Origin of the sequence: Variovorax sp. PAMC 28711 (assembly GCF_001577265.1) — a bacterium.
Lineage (GTDB): Bacteria > Pseudomonadota > Gammaproteobacteria > Burkholderiales > Burkholderiaceae_C > Variovorax.
The window spans coordinates 3937510-3954986 of the sequence record NZ_CP014517.1 but is presented as its reverse complement, the minus strand read 5'-3'; the positions used below and the strand labels follow the sequence as shown (position 1 = coordinate 3954986).

The 17477-nt window shown below is 65.2% G+C and carries 20 protein-coding genes; 14 read left to right on the top strand and 6 right to left on the bottom strand.

Annotated features, from left to right (window positions below):
• The first annotated feature begins 58 nt into the window (after positions 1 to 58).
• Positions 59 to 526: a DUF192 domain-containing protein gene (locus AX767_RS19060; protein WP_068632752.1), complete on the top strand. Its 468-nt coding sequence runs from the start codon at positions 59 to 61 to the stop codon at positions 524 to 526.
• A gap of 70 nt (positions 527 to 596) precedes the next feature.
• On the opposite strand, the gene AX767_RS19055 is transcribed toward AX767_RS19060, so the two are convergent.
• Together AX767_RS19055 and xseA are read right to left on the bottom strand one after the other, a co-directional pair.
• Positions 597 to 1178, bottom strand: a complete 582-nt coding sequence (locus AX767_RS19055) for a superoxide dismutase (RefSeq protein ID WP_068632751.1) — start codon at positions 1176 to 1178, stop codon at positions 597 to 599.
• A gap of 48 nt (positions 1179 to 1226) precedes the next feature.
• A complete protein-coding gene (xseA, locus tag AX767_RS19050; RefSeq protein ID WP_068632750.1) occupies positions 1227 to 2540 on the bottom strand; it encodes an exodeoxyribonuclease VII large subunit in 1314 nt (437 codons plus the stop codon).
• A gap of 312 nt (positions 2541 to 2852) precedes the next feature.
• On the opposite strand from xseA, the gene AX767_RS19045 reads away from it, so the two are divergent.
• The 6 genes from AX767_RS19045 (at position 2853) to adk (ending at position 6671) form a co-directional block, all read left to right on the top strand.
• Positions 2853 to 3485 (top strand): MotA/TolQ/ExbB proton channel family protein, encoded by a 633-nt coding sequence (locus AX767_RS19045; RefSeq protein WP_068632749.1) that lies wholly within the window; start codon positions 2853 to 2855, stop codon positions 3483 to 3485.
• A 22-nt stretch (positions 3486 to 3507) separates the two neighbouring features.
• Entirely contained in the window at positions 3508 to 3933 is a 426-nt protein-coding gene (locus tag AX767_RS19040; RefSeq protein WP_068633908.1) for an ExbD/TolR family protein, read from the top strand.
• The gene (gene lpxK / locus AX767_RS19035; protein WP_082755081.1) at positions 3930 to 4937 is read left to right on the top strand and encodes a tetraacyldisaccharide 4'-kinase; all 1008 of its coding nucleotides are present in this window, start codon (positions 3930 to 3932) and stop codon (positions 4935 to 4937) included. Before AX767_RS19040 ends, lpxK begins: the two co-directional genes overlap by 4 nt.
• Entirely contained in the window at positions 4918 to 5100 is a 183-nt protein-coding gene (locus AX767_RS19030; RefSeq protein ID WP_068632747.1) for a Trm112 family protein, read from the top strand. The genes lpxK and AX767_RS19030 overlap by 20 nt, the downstream gene beginning before the upstream one ends.
• The gene (gene kdsB / locus AX767_RS19025; protein ID WP_068632746.1) at positions 5097 to 5891 is read left to right on the top strand and encodes a 3-deoxy-manno-octulosonate cytidylyltransferase; all 795 of its coding nucleotides are present in this window, start codon (positions 5097 to 5099) and stop codon (positions 5889 to 5891) included. Before AX767_RS19030 ends, kdsB begins: the two co-directional genes overlap by 4 nt.
• Before the next feature lie 123 nt (positions 5892 to 6014).
• Positions 6015 to 6671, top strand: a complete 657-nt coding sequence (gene adk / locus AX767_RS19020) for an adenylate kinase (protein ID WP_068632745.1) — start codon at positions 6015 to 6017, stop codon at positions 6669 to 6671.
• Between the two features lie 54 nt (positions 6672 to 6725).
• Here the strand turns inward: adk and AX767_RS19015 are convergent, their stop codons facing one another.
• From AX767_RS19015 to AX767_RS19005, 3 genes are read right to left on the bottom strand one after another with little or no spacing between them, the layout of a single operon-like run.
• Complete coding sequence (locus AX767_RS19015) at positions 6726 to 7199, bottom strand: DUF6152 family protein (protein ID WP_068632744.1); 474 nt, start codon at positions 7197 to 7199, stop codon at positions 6726 to 6728.
• Between the two features lie 14 nt (positions 7200 to 7213).
• On the bottom strand, positions 7214 to 7630 hold the full coding sequence (locus AX767_RS19010) for a hypothetical protein (protein ID WP_068632743.1): 417 nt from the start codon (positions 7628 to 7630) through the stop codon (positions 7214 to 7216).
• A 2-nt stretch (positions 7631 to 7632) separates the two neighbouring features.
• A complete protein-coding gene (locus tag AX767_RS19005) occupies positions 7633 to 8631 on the bottom strand; it encodes an asparaginase (RefSeq protein WP_068632742.1) in 999 nt (332 codons plus the stop codon).
• Positions 8632 to 8714: 83 nt separating this feature from the next.
• On the opposite strand from AX767_RS19005, the gene lexA reads away from it, so the two are divergent.
• From lexA to AX767_RS18990, 3 genes are all read left to right on the top strand, one after another.
• Entirely contained in the window at positions 8715 to 9389 is a 675-nt protein-coding gene (gene lexA / locus AX767_RS19000) for a transcriptional repressor LexA (protein WP_068632741.1), read from the top strand.
• 128 nt (positions 9390 to 9517) lie between these two features.
• On the top strand, positions 9518 to 9841 hold the full coding sequence (locus AX767_RS18995; RefSeq protein WP_068632740.1) for a hypothetical protein: 324 nt from the start codon (positions 9518 to 9520) through the stop codon (positions 9839 to 9841).
• A gap of 60 nt (positions 9842 to 9901) precedes the next feature.
• Positions 9902 to 10909, top strand: a complete 1008-nt coding sequence (locus tag AX767_RS18990; protein ID WP_068632739.1) for a D-2-hydroxyacid dehydrogenase family protein — start codon at positions 9902 to 9904, stop codon at positions 10907 to 10909.
• A gap of 16 nt (positions 10910 to 10925) precedes the next feature.
• Here AX767_RS18990 and AX767_RS18985 read toward each other — a convergent pair whose 3' ends face one another.
• Complete coding sequence (locus AX767_RS18985) at positions 10926 to 13088, bottom strand: hypothetical protein (protein WP_156481088.1); 2163 nt, start codon at positions 13086 to 13088, stop codon at positions 10926 to 10928.
• Between the two features lie 144 nt (positions 13089 to 13232).
• On the opposite strand from AX767_RS18985, the gene AX767_RS18980 reads away from it, so the two are divergent.
• The 4 genes from AX767_RS18980 to AX767_RS18965 all read left to right on the top strand — a co-directional run bounded on the left by AX767_RS18980 (position 13233) and on the right by AX767_RS18965 (position 17445).
• The gene (locus AX767_RS18980; protein WP_068632737.1) at positions 13233 to 14753 is read left to right on the top strand and encodes a 3-hydroxyacyl-CoA dehydrogenase; all 1521 of its coding nucleotides are present in this window, start codon (positions 13233 to 13235) and stop codon (positions 14751 to 14753) included.
• A 10-nt stretch (positions 14754 to 14763) separates the two neighbouring features.
• Entirely contained in the window at positions 14764 to 15543 is a 780-nt protein-coding gene (locus AX767_RS18975; protein ID WP_068632736.1) for an oxepin-CoA hydrolase, alternative type, read from the top strand.
• Between the two features lie 62 nt (positions 15544 to 15605).
• Complete coding sequence (locus AX767_RS18970; RefSeq protein ID WP_068632735.1) at positions 15606 to 16325, top strand: Crp/Fnr family transcriptional regulator; 720 nt, start codon at positions 15606 to 15608, stop codon at positions 16323 to 16325.
• Between the two features lie 7 nt (positions 16326 to 16332).
• Positions 16333 to 17445: a phosphotransferase gene (locus AX767_RS18965; RefSeq protein WP_068632734.1), complete on the top strand. Its 1113-nt coding sequence runs from the start codon at positions 16333 to 16335 to the stop codon at positions 17443 to 17445.
• The last annotated feature ends 32 nt before the right edge of the window (positions 17446 to 17477 follow it).

Below are 17477 nucleotides of genomic sequence, written 5' to 3'. Positions count from 1 at the left end.
TTGCGGGCATTTTTATTTGCGCCGAAAATTCGCGCAGCACCGCCTAAAGTCCGACCCTATGTTCAAGTCCCAGCGCCTCTTCGCCTTCGTCGCCGTCTCGGCCCTTTCGGCTTGCTTCGCGATGCCCGCCGTGGCCCAACAAGCCCAAATGGACCTGCAGCGCACGTCGTTGTCGATCGGCATGTACCGCATCGACACCCAACTCGCCGTCACGCCGCAGCAGCGACAAATCGGGCTCATGTTCCGCAAGGAGATGCCGCAAGCCGAAGGCATGTTGTTCATTTTCGAGCAGCCCGAAAAGCAGTGCTTCTGGATGAAGAACACGATCCTGCCGCTGACCGCCGCTTTCGTGGCGGACGATGGCCGCATCGTCAATCTCGCCGACATGAAGCCGCAGACCGAAGAGCCCCACTGTTCCGATGAGCCGGTGCGCTACGTGCTCGAAATGAACCAGGGATGGTTTGCCAAGAAGAACTTCCGAAAGGGCACGAAGATTTCAGGCGCCCCGTTCGATACCGCCCGTTGATTGCAGAAACGCCAACGTGAAAAAGCCGACCCGAAGGTCGGCTTTTTCCATTTGGTGCACAGCGATGGGGTCAGCCGAAGTTCTTTGCTGCGAAGTCCCAGTTGGCCAACTTGGCAAGAAAGGTCTCGACGAACTTCGGACGCAGGTTGCGGTAATCGATGTAATACGCGTGTTCCCAGACGTCGACCGTCAGGAGCGCGACGTCTGCGGTGGTCAGTGGCGTGCCGGCGGCACCGGTGTTCACGATGTCGACGGAGCCGTCAGCCTTCTTGACCAGCCAAGTCCAGCCCGAACCGAAATTGCCCACGGCCGACTTCACGAACGCTTCCTTGAAGACTGCGAAGCTGCCCCACTTGGCATCGATGGCCTTGGCCAACGCGCCGGTCGGCTCGCCGCCGCCCTGTGGCTTCATGCAGTTCCAGAAGAACGTGTGGTTCCAGATCTGGGCCGAATTGTTGTAGATGCCGCCGCTCGACTTCTTGATGATGTCCTCGAGCGTCATGGACTCGAACTCGGTGCCTTTTTGCAGATTGTTCAGGTTCACGACGTAGGCGTTGTGGTGCTTGCCATAGTGGTACTCGAGCGTTTCCTTCGAATACTCGGGCGCCAATGCGTCCATCGGGTACGGCAGGGGTGGCAGAACGTGTTCCATGTTTTTCTCTCTCGTGGGTTGTGGGGAGTCGTCCATTCTAGGAAGGAATCAGTCGCGGGGCGTCGGACGCGTTCCTGTTGTCCCGGCCGATGTCACGGTCAGTTCGGCGCTGCCATCGGCGAGGCGCGCCACCACGCTGTCGCCCGCCGTGAGCTGCGTCGCGCGCACCACCGCACGGCCTTTGGCATCGGTGAGCCATGCATACCCACGCTGCAGAACCAACGCCGGATCGAGAAGCCGCAGTCGCGCGGCCACACGCTCCAGACGTTCCCGCCGCTGCACCAGGGCACGTTCGAGCTTCTGAGGAAAATCAACCTCGCGTGCTCGCTGTGTCTGGTCAAGGCGCTCTGTGCGAGAGCGCACTGCATAGTGCAGGCGCTGCGCGTGGTGGGCCAGCCGCAGTTGCTGTCGCGCCACCGCGCCAGAAGGCCGGCCCAGCCGGCTCGCGGCGAGATCGAGTTGCTGGCCGAGCACGTCGAGCCGCGTGCCGAGCGCATCGTCGAGGCGCGCTTCCATGAGGTCCAGCGCGCCGAGCCAGAGTTCCTGTGTCGCGGCCACCAGTTCGGCTGCGGCGGTCGGCGTGGGCGCGCGCAGATCGGCGCAAAAGTCGGCGATCGTGAAGTCGGTCTCGTGGCCGACGCCGCTGATCACCGGAACCGGGCTTTGCACGATCGTTCTTGCGAGCGTCTCGTCGTTGAACGCCCACAGGTCTTCGATGGAGCCGCCGCCGCGCACCAGAAGGATGACATCGACGCGCGGCTCCAGGACGTAGAGCGACCGCAGCGCGCCCACGAGTTCGGCCGGCGCGTTGGCGCCCTGTACCGACGCCGGCGCAAGAACGACCGGAATGTGGGGCACGCGGCGCCGCAACGCGGTCACGACATCGTGCAGCGCTGCCGCGCCAAGCGACGTCACCAGGCCGATGGCACGCGGGAACGTGGGCAGCTGACGCTTGCGCGCGGCGTCGAACAGCCCTTCGGCCTCCAGCTTCGCCTTGCGCTGCAGGAACTGTTCGAACAGCGCGCCCTGCCCCGCGCGCCGCATGCTTTCGACCACAAGCTGCAGGTCGCCACGCGGTTCATAGACGGCCAGTCGACCGCGCACTTCGACCTGATCGCCATCCCTCGGCACGAAGTTCAGCAAGCTGGCCGCACGCCTGAACATCGCACAGCGCAGCTGCCCGGAATCGTCCTTGAGCGAAAAGTAACAATGGCCACTGCTTGCGCGCGAGAAGCCTGAGATTTCGCCGCGCACCGTGACGGGATTGAAGCGCGCCTCCAGCGCATCGGCAACCGCGTGGCACAGCGCACCGACCGCCCAAATGCGGCCTGCAGGCGCCGAAAAATCGCTGGCGTCGCTCATCGCCGCGAGCGCTGGTTTCGCCCAACTCTTCCACAACTGCGATCAAAGGTCATCAGACCCTTGCTTAGGTTGCCCGAGCCGCACGGTTTCATGTGCAAGTGCTTGATTAGATTGGAAAAACGGGTGCTCAAAATTCAGTCGATCTGATGGAAGCCACGGCTGGCGGGCGTTTGCGCGACTTGCGCCATGGCTTAGTCACAAAGTTATCCACAGAATCTGTGCGCCGTCACCTACAGCAAACTTCGTGCTGCCCGGGCGCAACCGCGGTGGATAATCGCCGCGAATACGCAATCCACGGGCCGGAGGGTTTTTTTGTTTTCGATCATAGTTGCTGCGGGCTGGCCGATCTGGCCGCTGCTCGCTTGTTCCGTGCTGGCGCTCGCGCTGGTCATCGAACGATTCACCAGCCTCAAAACTGCCCGCATCCTCCCGCCGAAGTTGCTGGATGAAGCCATCACGGTGTCGCAGACGTCTATTCCCGGGCCCGACGTCGTCACCAAACTCGAGAACAATTCGTCGCTGGGCCAGGTGCTCGCTGCCGGCTTTCGTGCACTGAACGCAAATCCGCGCTGCACCGAAGACGATCTTCGCGCCGCCATGGAAGCCGCAGGCCGCACGGTTGCGCACCGGCTCGAGCGCTGGCTGCCGGCGCTCGCGACCATCGCCTCTGCTGCGCCGCTGCTGGGCCTGCTCGGCACGGTGATCGGCATGATCGAAATCTTCGGTTCGCAGTCGCCGGCCGGCGGCGCGGTCGGCGCGGGCAACCCGGCGCAACTGGCGCACGGCATTTCGATCGCGCTCTACAACACAGCATTCGGCTTGATCGTAGCGATCCCGACGCTGATCTTCTGGCGCTACTTCCGAACGCGGGTCGACGACTACCTGCTCAACCTCGAACTGGCCGGCGAACGCTTCGCTCGCCACCTGAACGCGCTGCGCAAGTGAGCCGCGAATGAAACCCGGCCGCATGCAGTTTCGCCACGGCGCGCGCGACGAGCCGGAAATCAACCTGATCCCGTTCATCGATGTGCTGCTGGTGGTACTGATCTTTCTGATGCTGTCCACGACCTACAGCAAGTTCACCGAGATGCAACTCCGGTTGCCGGTGGCCGATGCGGACGCGCAACGCGACTACCCGAAGGAAATCATCGTCGCGGTGTCGTCGGACGGGCGTTACGCGATCAACAAGAACCTGTTGCCCGATCGCAGCGTGGAAACGGTCGCCGCCGCGCTCGCAGCCGCCGGCAGTGGCGCCAAGGACAACGTGGTCATCATCAGCGCCGACGCGATGTCGCCGCATCAGGCGGTGATCACCGTGATGGAGGCGGCGCGCCGCGCCGGGCTCATGCAGATCACCTTCGCCACCCAGTCGGCCGCGCAGGCGGGGCGATAGCTTTGCGAACCGGGTCGCGGTTGCAGCAGGCCTGGCTGCAGCGCGGCGCCCTGGCGTGGCTGCTGTGGCCGCTGTCGTGGCTCTACGGGGCCATCGCTTCGGTTCGACGCGCGCTCTTTCGATTCGGCGTGTTGTCCACCGAAACCGTCGACGTCCCGGTCATCGTGGTCGGCAATGTGGTGGCGGGCGGCGCGGGCAAGACGCCGGTCGTCATCGCGGTCGTGCAGCACCTGCAATCGCGAGGCTTGCAGGTCGGCGTGGTGTCGCGCGGCTATGGCCGAGTCACCACGGGTTGTCGCGAGGTGGTGGACGACAGCCTTGCACGCGAGGTCGGCGACGAGCCTGCACTGATCCGCCGGCTCACGGGCGCCCCCGTATTTGTCGCGGCGCGACGGGTGGAAGCCGCCCGAGCATTGATCGCGTCGCACCCGCGCACACAGGTGATCGTGAGCGACGACGGCTTGCAGCATCTGGCGTTGGCCCGTGACATCGAAATCTGCGTGTTCGACGACCGCGGGACTGGCAATGGTTGGCTGCTGCCCGCCGGCCCGCTTCGGGAGCGGTGGCCGCGCCCGTGCGACCTCGTGCTGCACACCGGCGACCGACCGGCGTTCGGCGGATTCACCGCGCAACGTGCGCTCGCGGACGATGTCGTGCACAGCGACGGGGCGCGCAGCCCGCTGGCGGCACTGGCCGGCCTCAAGGTGATCGCGATGGCCGGCATCGCCAGGCCCGAATCGTTTTTCACGATGCTGCGCGCGCGCGGTGTCGTGCCCATCGAGACGATCGCGCTGCCCGACCACCATGATTTTGCGCATTGGAGCCGGCCACCGGGTCAGGGCTACAGGCTCGTCTGCACTGAAAAAGACGCTGTGAAGCTGTGGCATTCGGCACCCGACGCGCTCGCGGTGCCGCTGCGCTTCACGCCCGAGCCGGCGTTCTTCGACGCGCTGGACGCGAGGCTGGCAAAGTTATCATCGACCGATGGACACCAAGCTGCTTGAACTGCTCGTCTGCCCCGTGACCAAGGGCCCGCTGACGTGGAATGCCGAGAGGCAAGAACTTTCTTCGCGCAGTGCGCGGCTGGCCTACCCGGTGCGCGACGGCATCCCGGTGCTGCTCGAAACCGAAGCGCGCACGCTGACCGACGAAGAGCTCGGACTTTGACGCAGGCGCCGCGTTCGGGCGACCCCGGGCCGGACTACACGGTCCTGATCCCCGCGCGTCTCGCGTCAACGCGTCTTCCCGACAAGCCGCTCGCCGACATCGCCGGCATTCCGATGGTCGTGCGCGTCGCACAACGCGCCCTCGCCTCGCGCGCCAGCCGTGTGGTGGTCGCGGCGGACCACCTCCGAATCGTCGCCGCGTGCGAGGCGCACGGCATCCAGGCGCTGCTCACGCGCACCGACCATGCGAGCGGCAGCGATCGGCTTGCAGAAGCCTGCGAACTGCTCGCGCTGGAAGACGAAGCCATCGTGGTGAACGTGCAGGGCGACGAGCCCTTGATCGACCCCGCGTTGATCGACGCCGTGGCCGACCTGCTGGCCGCGCACCCCGACACGCCGATGAGTACCGCCGCGCATGCCATCCACACGCTGCAGGATTTCGTGAACCCGAACGTGGTGAAAGCCGTGCTCGACGCGAGCAGTCACGCGATGTACTTCAGCCGCGCGCCGATCCCGTGGTGGCGCGATGGTTCCGGCCAGAACGGCCCAACCGCCCTGCCGACGCCCGCACCGCTGCGGCACATCGGCATCTACGGCTATCGCGCGGGATTCGTGCGGCGCTTTCCGACACTGCCGTCGGCGGCGGTCGAAGGCATCGAAGCGCTCGAGCAGCTGCGCGTTCTGTGGCACGGCCATCGCATCGCCGTGCATGTTTCGCCTCAGGAACCGGGACCCGGAATCGACACGCCCGAAGACCTGGCGCGGGTGCGCGCGATGTTCGCCAAGCGCTGATTCAACGCGTCCCGAAGGCGGCATTTCTTCACGGAGCTGCGTGCTATCCTCGACGCAACTCCGCCCCGTGCAGCCCTGGTCGTATGCGGCGCGACAGAAATCGAAGAATCTTCCGAGGACACCATGAGACTGATTTTGTTGGGCGCCCCCGGGGCGGGCAAAGGCACGCAAGCTGCCTTCATTTGCCAGAAGTTCGGCATTCCGCAAATCTCGACCGGCGACATGCTGCGTGCCGCTGTCAAGGCGGGCACACCGCTCGGTCTGCAGGCCAAGGCCGTGATGGAATCCGGTGCGTTGGTGAGCGACGATCTGATCATCAACCTGGTGAAGGAACGCATTGCGCTGGCCGACTGCGCCCAGGGCTTCCTGTTCGACGGATTCCCGCGCACGCTGCCGCAGGCCGATGCGATGAAGGCCGCGGGTGTCAAGCTCGACTACGTGCTCGAAATCGACGTGCCCTTCAGCGACATCATCGAGCGCATGAGCGGCCGTCGCTCGCACCCGGCCTCGGGCCGCATCTATCACGTCAAGTTCAATCCGCCGAAAGTGGAAGGCAAGGACGACCTGACCGGCGAAGAGCTGGTGCAGCGCAAGGACGACGAAGAAGAAACCGTGCGCACCCGCCTCGACGTGTACAGCCAGCAGACGCGCCCGCTGGTCGACTACTACTCGCAGTGGGCCACCAACGAGCCGGCAGCGGCGCCGAAGTACCGTGCCATCAGCGGTGTGGGCACCGTCGACGAAATCACCCGGCGCGCGCTCGCTGCGTTGGGCAGCTGAGCGCCGCGGCGCTCGCTGCTAAAGGTCGCCGTGGCGACCTTTTTTCATGGGCGCTCAGGCGGGGCTCGAGCGCAAGCCGTAGGCCTTGCCGTCCACGTACAGATATTCAACGCGCATCACCGCCTCGCCCTTCTCTTCCTTGAAGACGAAGCCCAGCACCGAGACCGCAGCGCCTGGCGCGATCTCGGCCACCTTCCAAGCCTCCATGCGCGTGAGAGGTGCCAGTTCCAGTTCCCAGCGCCGGTCCTTGCGCGTCGGAACCACCGCCTTGGCCAGCAGCGCCTTGCCGTCGACCGGCCCGCTCTGTGCCGGGACGGGCCGCTGCGCAATGTCCGCGGGCACCCGAAGGTTCGAAGGCACTTCGATGACCAGCTCGGCATGCGGATTGCGCCATGTCGACTTGACGACCTGGCCTTCGAGCCAGACGGGACGGTCGGTGTCGAAGCTGCTCCAGCCGTGGTGCGCCCATGCAGGGGACGCCAGCGCGGGCACCGAAGCGGCAGCCAGCACGAGATGACGACGTTTCATGGGCGATGCTCCTTTCAATAGGCAATCCAGCGGCCGCAAAACACGACCGCCAGCCAGATCGCAGTGGACAACAACATTTGTACCCGCGCCATCGCGTCAAGTTTGTCGAGCGATCGGCGGCCGTGGAACCAGGCCGCATTGCAGGCGGCCGCGAGCAGCAGCGTCATCTTCACGACGAAGAACCGATTGGCGATGAGTTCCTCGGGGCGTGTCGCGAACATCAGCAAACCGGTGGCCGCTGCCAGCGTGAACCCGGTGAGCGCGATCGACAGCGACAGACGCGCCAGCGCCTGCACCGGCAACGCGTCGCCCCGACCGAACACGCGCAGTTCGAGCGACACCAGGTTGCCCAGGAGCAGCGCGATGCCGACGATGTGCAAGGACTCCAGCGCCGGATAAGCCCAGGCATGCGACTGAAGGCCTGCAAGCATCGTCAGCGCTCCGCCCGCGGCAACCCGAGGAGTTCGAGCATCAGCGCGATGCGCGCTTTCACCGGGGTGAGTGCACCCGCGTCGCGCAAGGACTCTCCCGGTCGCGCCAGGATGCGACCTTCGACGCAACGTGTCGCGCGGACCACCGCGACGCCCGCCGCCTGCGCTCGCAGCGCTGCAGCCTCGAGCACGTGGTGAACGGTGCCGTTGCCTGTCGCGGCAATCACCAGACCCCGCAACGGACCCGTCTTTTCGTGGGCCGTCGGTGACGCCATCAACGCATCCACCATGGCGCCGCCGGCACCCGCGTGACTCACCACGATCTCAATACGGGGGACCGCCGTGACAGCGGCGATTTTGTCGACCGCTGCCTGCGAACCTGCAGCCCGCGCTTCGGGCCAGCTTCGCACCGGACGGACCGCCCCTTCTTCGACGTAACCGATCGGGCCGGCATCGCCCGACGCGAACGCATCGAGGCGGTAGGTGTGGACTTTTTTAACATCGAGCGCGCTATGAACCGTCCCCGCGCAGACGGCGCACACGCCCCGCGCACCCGGTGTCGCGGCAACCACGATGCCATCGCGAACATTCTGTGGGCCGTCGGGCGACAACGCCGTCGCCGGGCGCATGGCGCAGGTGAGCACCACGGGCTTGTCGGGCGACAGCACGGCCTGCAGGAAATACGCAGTTTCTTCGAGCGTGTCGGTTCCGTGCGTGATCACGATGCCCACAACGTCGGGCTGGGCGAGCCAGTGCGCGCAGCGCGACACGAGCGCCTGCCACACCGCGAAGTCCATGTCCTTGCTGTCGACTTGCGCAACCTGCTCGGCGACCAGGGCGATGCCGGCCGGCGCTTCGATGCCAACCAGCAAATCCGCCACACCGACCTCGCCTGCGGTGTAGCCAATGTTGTCGTCCGCCGATGCCGCGCGGCCGGAAATCGTGCCACCGGTGCCGAGAATGACCACGTGCCGCGCACCGGCCCTTGTTGTGTTGTTCATGCTTGCCAACTTCAGAAAACTGGTTAAAAATACAGTTACTGGATATTCAGCCAGTTCATTAGGTCGATGTGCAAGGAGTTCCCATGCAGTTCGCAGTCAAGCTTACCGCCCGCCAGCAGCAAATCCTGGACCTGATCCAGAGCGCGATCGCGCGCACCGGCGCACCGCCCACCCGTGCCGAAATCGCCAACGAGCTCGGCTTCAAGTCGGCCAATGCGGCCGAGGAGCATTTGCAGGCTCTGGCGCGTAAGGGCGTGATCGAACTGGTGAGTGGCACTTCGCGCGGCATCCGGCTGCGCCCCGATGTCCTGCGCTCGCTCAACGAATCGCGCAACAACCAGTTTTCGTTGTCGTTGCCCGGCATGGCGCAACTCGCACTTCCCCTCATCGGTCGCGTGGCGGCTGGTGCGCCCATCCTGGCGCAAGAACACGTCGATCAGACCTACTACGTCGAAAGCACGCTGTTCCAGCGCCAGCCCGACTACCTGCTGAAGGTCAAAGGCATGTCGATGCGCGACGCCGGCATCATGGACGGCGATCTGCTCGCTGTGCAATCCACCAAGGAAGCGCGCAACGGCCAGATCATCGTGGCGCGTTTGGGCGAAGAGGTGACCGTCAAGCGCCTCAAGCGCACCAAGGACCTCATCGAACTGCATGCCGAGAACCCGGATTACCCCACGATCGTGGTGCAGCCAGGTGAGCCTTTCGAGATCGAAGGCCTTGCCGTCGGTCTCATCCGCAACACCATGCTCATGTAGCGCGTGACTGCTGCATTCTGAAAAACCGGCTGCAACAGGTGGCGGGCGTATGGCGAAGAGCCATCACCCTGTCGCAGTCGTTCCAAGCAATCCTGCCTGTGTTCAACCCCTGACATCCTGGAGTTCACATGGGAATCGCCCTTCTTACCCTCGCCGACCTGTTCACGCCGCTGCAAACGCTGGCCAACCGATGGATGCCTGCGCGTCGTGTGCACCGCAACGCGCTGCGTTACGTTGCGGTGCGGCCTGTTTGTACCGCACGCGCGGCTGCTGCATCGGCGGTGTCGCCTGCCATCCGGCCATTGCGCGTGGTTCGCGTCGTCGATCCTCAGCGCGCCGGTCGCGCCTCCGGGCGCGTGGTGATTTCGGGGCGCATGGCCGATGTCTGCGCCGAACTCGATCGGTTGGCCGCCCTCGAGGCCGCAGACGAGTTGCATCGCCTGATGCACTGACCAGCGCTTTCGCACGCGCTACGGCTCGGAGCCGGGGAGTGCAAGGCACAATCATGTGCCATGAACATTGTGATTCTCGACGACTACCAGGACGCCGTGCGCAAGCTGCGCTGTGCCGCCAAGCTCGATGCCTACGCGGCCAAGGTGTACACCAACACGGTCAAAGGCATCGGCCAGCTCTCCGTCCGGCTCAAAGACGCAGACGTGATCGTGCTGGTCCGGGAGCGCACCCAAATTTCCCGCCAGCTCATCGAAAAGCTGCCCAAGCTCAAGCTGATTTCTCAGACCGGTCGCATCGGTGGACACATCGACGTGAATGCGTGCAGCGAGCAAGGTGTGGCGGTGGCCGAAGGCTCCGGTTCGCCGCTGGCGCCCGCCGAGCTGACGTGGGCGCTCATCATGTCGGCGATGCGCAGGTTGCCGCAGTACATCAGCAACCTCAAGCATGGCGCATGGCAGCAGTCGGGGCTCAAGTCGGCATCGATGCCAGCGAACTTCGGCCTCGGCTCGGTGCTCAAGGGCAAGACGCTCGGCATCTGGGGTTACGGCCGCATCGGCCAGCTCGTGGCGCGATACGGCCAGGCGTTCGGCATGCAGGTCGTCATCTGGGGCCGCGAGGCGAGTTGTGCAAAGGCGCGTTCGGACGGCTTCCAGGTCGCACCGACCCGTGAGGCGTTTTTCATGGCGGCGGATGTGCTCTCGGTGCATCTGCGGCTGAACGACGAGACGCGCGGCATCGTGACGCTTGAAGACCTGTCGCGCATGAAGCCGACCGCCCTCTTCGTCAACACCTCGCGCGCCGAGCTGGTCGAACCCGATGCACTGCTGGCGGCGCTCAATCGGGGGCGGCCCGGCATGGCCGCGATCGACGTTTTCGAAAGCGAACCGCCTTTGCAGGGACACGCGCTGCTGCGCCTGGAAAACTGCATCTGCACGCCACACATCGGTTACGTGGAGCAGGACAGCTACGAGATGTATTTCGGTCAGGCGTTCGACAACGTCGTGAGCTTCATCAAGGGCAACCCGACAAACATCGTCAACCCAGGCGCACTGCAAGTCCGACGCTGAGCCGGACCCAGCGTACTCAGCGCTTGATCGGCGGCCGTTTCGGCGCGATTTCCGCTTCGGTTTCGTCGTCGAAAAGATCGAAGTCGATCAGGTTCGTGTCTTTGGCCGGCGCATCGGGCGCGATCGCGTCGATTTCTGCAGGCATCGTCTCGAACGCCGTTTTGTCGAACTCGGCAAGGTCGAGGTCCATGCGTGCCTGCGGTGGCACCACGCCCGGACGGACCGCCGCCAATGCGGGGCCGTTCGCAAAAGCCTGCGAAGACCCAAGCACCGTGTCGTGTTGCATTCCTTCGTCGATCGCGCCGTAGAGCGACGGTGGCAGCATCGGCGCGGTGTCGAGCGCATGCGCCGGCACCTGGGGTTCAATCGGCGACGGCACGGTCGGCTCCTGACCATGGCCAAAAGTATCGACGAAGGACAGTGGCGTGACGGGAGCAGGCGGCGCGCTGTCGGGGTCGATCACTTCTTTCGCAACCGAATAAAGGAGTAGCAATTCCTGGTACGCCGCAAGATCGAAAACCTCGTCTTCGTGCGCACCCGGCTTGCGGAACACCAGTTCCTCGATGAGGGCCAGGGTGCCCGGCTCCGGCCACTGCGATTCGATGCGGGCCAGCGTGCTGCGGTAGTGCTCGAGGCCGCGGCCGACTTCGGTGAACTTGTCGAACTCCGGCACATCGGCGTTGAAGGCCCGCTCGAAGTCCTGCCGCAGGCCGGCGTATTCGTCGCGGCGACCAAGCGCATGAAAGATGCGCAGCAAATCGAGGTACGCCAGCGCACTCGTGCCGGGGTTGTCGGCGATGTGTTCGCTCAATACGGCAATGGCCTGGTCGTGCTGGCCGAGCGACAGGAAGAAGTCGGACTGCTGCTGCACATCGAACAGTTCTTCGGTGTTCACCGGTCGCACCGGGGCGCCGTCCGGCGTGCGTGCGATGGTACTGTCGGTCGCCGCTTCGAGGTCATCGAACTGCGATGTCGAAAACACGGCTGGCGATTGCCAGCTGCCGCTGGGCGCCAACGCGCGTTGCGCGCCCTTGCCCTGCGACGGGCCGTGAGGATCACCGTCCGGGCCGTGGAAATTGGCTTGCGGGCCGGGCTGTTCGCCCCACCATGCCGGCGCCGATGCGCGCTTGGCCAGACGCCAGAGCAGCAGCATGCCGATGAGGGCCAGCAGCAGCATCGCGATCAACGTATACACCAGCGGGTTGCGATAGCGACTCTGGCGCGCGTCGGCCAGCTCACTGCGCATTTCGAGCAAGGTGCGCTGGTTTTGTGCAGTCTGGTCGCGCAACGCGGCGAGTGTGGCTTCGAGCGACTGCATGCGCTGGGCGTCGCGCTGGGCATCTTCGGCGGGGGTGCCGACCGCACGCCACAACGCCGCGGCTTCGGCCCTTTTGGCCGGATCGTCTGCCGCCGGCATCGCGAGCGAAGGCGAGGTCTGCAAGCCGGCGTCGCGAACGGGCGCGGGCTCCAACGCGTCGAGCTGGAGGCGCGGGCCAGCGGGTGCAGCGCTCTTCGCGGTAGCGTCCGCCGGCGCGGGCGCGGGCTTCACGGCACGAGGCGTGGTCGCAGCGGGCGCCGGATTGGCCTGCGCAACGACAGCACGCCGGGGAGCGGCCGGCGCCCGCGCCACTGGCCGCGGCCGTGGGGCAGGTGCCGCGGACGCATCGTCGGCCGAACGCTCGGAAGCGCGGGCGTTGCCGTTGTTGCTGCTGCTGCGTCGTGTGGACCGCGGCGACGATGCATCGCCGCTGCCGTCGAACGACCGGAGCCCGTTACCCGAAACGCCTTGTGTCGTCGCGCCGGCGCTGAACGAAAGCGTCTCCGGCAAGGGCCGCGGACCGGACGTGGTCACGCCGGGTATGGCGATATCGGCCGGTACATCGGCGAGCAGCGTGAACCGCCGCGTGGACTTGGTGATGCAGCCCGCACTGACCATGACGGTCACCACCGGTTCGTCCACCGCCATGGTCGAACGCACGTGCATCCGAGGTGTTGCGGCGCTCGGCCCGGATTCGAGAGATACAGTTACGCGCCGGTCATCGATCCGCGTGTCGCCCTGGACCACTTCGGCTTCGAGGCAAAGCGAATCGCCTGCTTCGCCCTCATCCAGCGACAGCGGAATCAACAGATCGACGGGCTTGCCGATCCACGTCGACCCTTGGGGACGACCGATGGTCAAGGCGATCGATGGGAGCGCAAACCCGATCAGGACAAGGGCTGCTGCAATGCGGCGGAGTTGCAAAATGATTTGAAAAGCAGTCGAAAGTTGACACATTCTGACACGCTCGTCTGACACCAAACTTCAAATGGAGACATTTATCAAATGACTGTGAACTATTCCAAGGTCGGAATCATCGGCGCTGGGGCGATGGGACGAGGGATCGCGCAGATCGCGGCTCAAGCCGGCAGCGACGTGTTGTTGCTGGACAGCTTTGAGGGCGCTGCAGAGCGCGGCCGCGACGCGCTGCTGGCGCAATGGCAGAAGCTGCACGAGAAAGGCAGGCTGGACGAAGCGACGTGCGACGCCCTGGGCGCACGCATTCGGCCCGTGACTTCGATGCAAGATCTCGCGCAGTGCGATCTCGTGATCGAAGCGGTGGTGGAAAACCTCGAGGTCAAGCGTGAGCTCTTCAAAGCGCTCGAGGCCATCGTCGCGCCGACCGCGACGTTGGCGACGAACACCTCTTCACTGTCCGTCACGGCCATTGCAGCCGTCATGGCAAATCCGCGGCGCATGGCCGGCTTCCATTTCTTCAATCCGGTTCCGCTCATGAAGGTGGTCGAAGTCATCGCCGGCTTCAAGACGGATCCTGGGGTGTGCGAGCGGCTCGCCGACTACGCGCGCCAGATGGGCCACAGCGCCGTGCAGGCGAACGACACGCCGGGCTTCATCGTCAACCACGCCGGTCGCGGCTTCGGCACAGAGGCGCTGCGCATCGTCGGCGAGGGCGTGACCGACTTCGCCACGATCGACCGCATCCTCAAGGACCAAGCCGGCTTCCGGCTCGGACCGTTCGAGCTGATGGACCTCACGGCGCTCGATGTTTCGCATCCGGTCATGGAATCGATCTACCGGCAGTACTACGACGAGCCGCGTTTTCGCCCGAGCGTGATCACCGCCCAGCGACTTGCCGCCGGCGCATTAGGCCGCAAGACCGGCGAAGGTTTCTATCGCTACGTCGACGGAGCGATGCAGGTGCCGCCCGAGCCACCGGTGCCGACGATCGACCTCTTGCCGCCCGTGTGGGTGTCGCCGCGCGCCGCGCGTCGCGCCGAATTGCTGCGCATCGTGCATGCGCTCGGCGCGCAGATCGAGACCGGCGCGGCGCCCTCCCCGGCCGCGCTCACCGTGGTGGCGCCGCTCGGCTTCGACGTGACCACCGTGGCCGCAGTCGAACGGCTCGACGCGACGCGCACCGTCGGCATCGACATGATGATCGACGACGCCGCCACCAAGCGCCGCGTCGTCGCGACCAACCCGGCCACGCGTCGCGACATGCGCGATGCGGCGCACGCACTCTTCGCGCGCGACGGCAAGGCGGTGAGCGTGATCCGCGACAGCGGCGGCTTCGTGACGCAGCGCGTCGTCGGCACGATCGTCAACATCGCGGCCGACATGTGCCAGCAGCGCGTGTGTTCGCCCGCAGACCTCGAAACCGCCGTGAAGCTCGGCCTCGGCTACCCTCAGGGCCCGCTCGCCATGGGCAACCTGTACGGCCCGACCAACATGCTCGAAGTGTTGTTCAACCTGCAGACCGTCTACGGCGACCCGCGCTATCGGCCGAGTCCGTGGCTGCGCCGCCGCGGCGCCCTCGGCCTCAGCCTCCTTCACGAAGAAGAATGATCACGACGCGATGACAGCCCAACTCAAGAGCACCAGCGAGGGCCGCACGATGGTGCTGACTCTCGCCAACCCGTCGCAACGCAATGCGCTCGGCCCCGAAATCTATGCCGCGGGCGTCGAAGCGCTGAACGGCGCCGAGAGCAGCGATGAAGTGCGCAGCGTCGTGATCGTCGGTGACGGCGCGTGGTTCAGTGCCGGCGGCTCGTTGCAGCGGCTGGTGCAGAACCGCGCGCTCGACCCTGCCGTGCAGGCTGAAAGCATCGAGGGGCTGCACAACTGGATCGATTCGATCCGCACCTTTCCGAAGCCGGTGATCGCAGCGGTCGAGGGTGCCGCGGCCGGTGCCGGCTTTTCGCTCGCACTGGCCTGCGATTTCGTGATCGCTGCACGCGATGCCGTGTTCGCCGCGTCGTACAGCAACGTGGCGCTGTCGCCCGACGGCGGCCTCAGCTGGCACCTGGCGCAATCGCTGCCACGCCAGATCGCGAGCGAGTGGCTGATGAACGGCGAGCGCATCGCAGCCGAGCGACTGCATGCCCTCGGGCTGGTCAACCAGCTCACCGATTCCGGGCAGGCACTGGCCGGCGCACTCGCGCTGGCTGCCACGCTCAATGCGCGCGCATCCAACTCGCTCGCCAGCATCAAGGAGCTGCTGAGCGATGCGCGCGGCGCGAGTTTGTCGGCGCATCTGTCGGCGGAGCGCGATCACTTCGTGCGCAACCTGCATCATGCGAACGCCGGCATCGGCATTGCCGCGTTCCTTGCCAAAAAGCCACCGCAGTACGGGTAGACGACCCCCCAGGTCTCGCCCGTGACAACCCTCATCTTTTCAGTCGCCGACAGGACAGAACAATGGACGACCCCATTCTTACCATCGAAGAACGTGAAGCGATCAACAGTGGTCGCTGGTTTTCTTCTCTCTCACCATCGCTTCGGCACGACATTCTTCGATGTGCTTTCGTCAAACGCTACAAGGACGGCGAGCTGCTCGCAGCCCGCGGCGATCCACCGGAAACGTGGATTGCCTGTGCCAAGGGCGCGGTGCGCGTGAGTTCGACGGCCGTGTCGGGCAAGCAGGTCACGCTGACCTACGTGGAGCCGGGCATCTGGTTCGGCGACGTGGCGATGTTCGACGGGGACCGTCGCACGCACGATGCCTACGCGCATGGCGACACCACCACGCTGAACGTGGCGCGGGCCGACTTCCAGAAAATCCTCAACGCGCACGTCGAGTTGTACGAAGCCCTGATGCGTTTGCAGGCGCGCCGCATCCGCACCTTGTTCGGACTGGTGGAAGACTTGAACACACTGCCCTTGCGGGCGCGGCTCGCCAAGCAGCTGGTGCACCTGGTGCGCAGCTACGGCGTGCCGAGCCTCGCGGATGGCAGCCAGATGCGCATCGGGCTGCATCTGGCGCAGGAAGAGTTGGCGCAGCTGCTCGGCGCATCGCGCCAGCGTGTCAATCAGGAACTCAAGGCGATGGAGCGCGAGGACACCATCCGCATCGAACCGGGCGGCCTCGTGGTGCTGGACCGTGCCGCGCTGATGCGCATCTCCGAAGCCGACGTTTGACCGCGACATGACCCAACCTCAAGACTTCAGCAATTTCATCGGCACCCGCGCGGTGTCGCAGCAGCACAGCTTCGACAACGAGGTGCTGTCGGCATGGCTCGAAAAAAACCTCGCAGGCTTCCAGGGCCCGCTGACGCTCGAGATGTTCAAGGGTGGGCAGTCCAACCCGACCTACAAACTGATCACCCCGTCCAAGGCGTACGTGATGCGTGCCAAGCCGGGTCCGGTCGCCAAACTGCTGCCGTCGGCGCATGCAGTCGAGCGCGAGTACAAGGTCATGAAGGGCCTCGCCGGGACCGATGTGCCGGTGCCGAAGATGCTTTGCCTGTGCGAAGACGAGTCGGTCATCGGCCGCGCGTTCTACGTCATGGAGTGCATGGAGGGCCGCGTGCTGTGGGACCAGTCGCTGCCAGGCTTCAGCAACGCCGAGCGCGGTGCGTACTACGACGAGATGAACCGCGTGATCGCAGCGCTGCACACCGTGGATTTCGCCGCACGCGGTCTGGCCGACTACGGCAAGCCCGGCAATTATTTCGATCGCCAGATCGGCCGCTGGAGCAAGCAGTACAAGGCATCGGCCGATGGCGCGGGCGAACTCTCGCAGCCCATCGACGCCATGGAGCGCCTCATCGACTGGCTGCCGACCCACATGCCGGCGAGCGCCCGCGACGAGTCCAAGGTGTCGATCGTGCATGGCGACTACCGCCTCGACAACGTGATGTTCCACGCCACGGAGCCGCGCATCATCGCGGTGCTCGACTGGGAGCTCTCCACGCTGGGTCACCCGCTCGCGGACTTCAGCTACCACTGCATGTCGTGGCACATGCCGCCCACCACCGGACGTGGCATCGGTGGTGTCGACGTGGCGGCACTCGGCATTCCGACCGAGCGCGAATACATCGCCCGTTACTGCGAACGCACGCACATCAGCACGCCGGAGGCACTGGCCCCCGACTGGAATTTCTACCAGGCCTATAACCTGTTTCGGATGGCTGCGATCCTGCAAGGCATTGCCAAGCGAGTCGAAGCCGGTACCGCATCGAGCGAACAAGCCGTGGCCTCCGCCCGCGGTGCGCGACCGATGGCCGAAATGGCCTGGCAATTCGCCCAAAAGGCGTAAGCCTCATCTTTTCCCCGACCCCAGGAGACACC

Excerpts from the sequence above, each read along its gene's own strand:
- AX767_RS19060 (WP_068632752.1), top strand. The coding sequence starts at position 59 with ATGTTCAAGTCCCAGCGCCTCTTCGCCTTCGTCGCCGTCTCGGCCCTT.
- AX767_RS19055 (WP_068632751.1), bottom strand. The coding sequence starts at position 1,178 with ATGGAACACGTTCTGCCACCCCTGCCGTACCCGATGGACGCATTGGCG.
- xseA (WP_068632750.1), bottom strand. The coding sequence starts at position 2,540 with ATGAGCGACGCCAGCGATTTTTCGGCGCCTGCAGGCCGCATTTGGGCG.
- AX767_RS19040 (WP_068633908.1), top strand. The coding sequence starts at position 3,508 with ATGCAGTTTCGCCACGGCGCGCGCGACGAGCCGGAAATCAACCTGATC.
- AX767_RS19030 (WP_068632747.1), top strand. The coding sequence starts at position 4,918 with ATGGACACCAAGCTGCTTGAACTGCTCGTCTGCCCCGTGACCAAGGGC.
- adk (WP_068632745.1), top strand. The coding sequence starts at position 6,015 with ATGAGACTGATTTTGTTGGGCGCCCCCGGGGCGGGCAAAGGCACGCAA.
- AX767_RS19015 (WP_068632744.1), bottom strand. The coding sequence starts at position 7,199 with ATGAAACGTCGTCATCTCGTGCTGGCTGCCGCTTCGGTGCCCGCGCTG.
- AX767_RS19010 (WP_068632743.1), bottom strand. The coding sequence starts at position 7,630 with ATGCTTGCAGGCCTTCAGTCGCATGCCTGGGCTTATCCGGCGCTGGAG.
- AX767_RS19005 (WP_068632742.1), bottom strand. The coding sequence starts at position 8,631 with ATGAACAACACAACAAGGGCCGGTGCGCGGCACGTGGTCATTCTCGGC.
- lexA (WP_068632741.1), top strand. The coding sequence starts at position 8,715 with ATGCAGTTCGCAGTCAAGCTTACCGCCCGCCAGCAGCAAATCCTGGAC.
- AX767_RS18995 (WP_068632740.1), top strand. The coding sequence starts at position 9,518 with ATGGGAATCGCCCTTCTTACCCTCGCCGACCTGTTCACGCCGCTGCAA.
- AX767_RS18990 (WP_068632739.1), top strand. The coding sequence starts at position 9,902 with ATGAACATTGTGATTCTCGACGACTACCAGGACGCCGTGCGCAAGCTG.
- AX767_RS18980 (WP_068632737.1), top strand. The coding sequence starts at position 13,233 with ATGACTGTGAACTATTCCAAGGTCGGAATCATCGGCGCTGGGGCGATG.
- AX767_RS18975 (WP_068632736.1), top strand. The coding sequence starts at position 14,764 with ATGACAGCCCAACTCAAGAGCACCAGCGAGGGCCGCACGATGGTGCTG.
- AX767_RS18970 (WP_068632735.1), top strand. The coding sequence starts at position 15,606 with ATGGACGACCCCATTCTTACCATCGAAGAACGTGAAGCGATCAACAGT.
- AX767_RS18965 (WP_068632734.1), top strand. The coding sequence starts at position 16,333 with ATGACCCAACCTCAAGACTTCAGCAATTTCATCGGCACCCGCGCGGTG.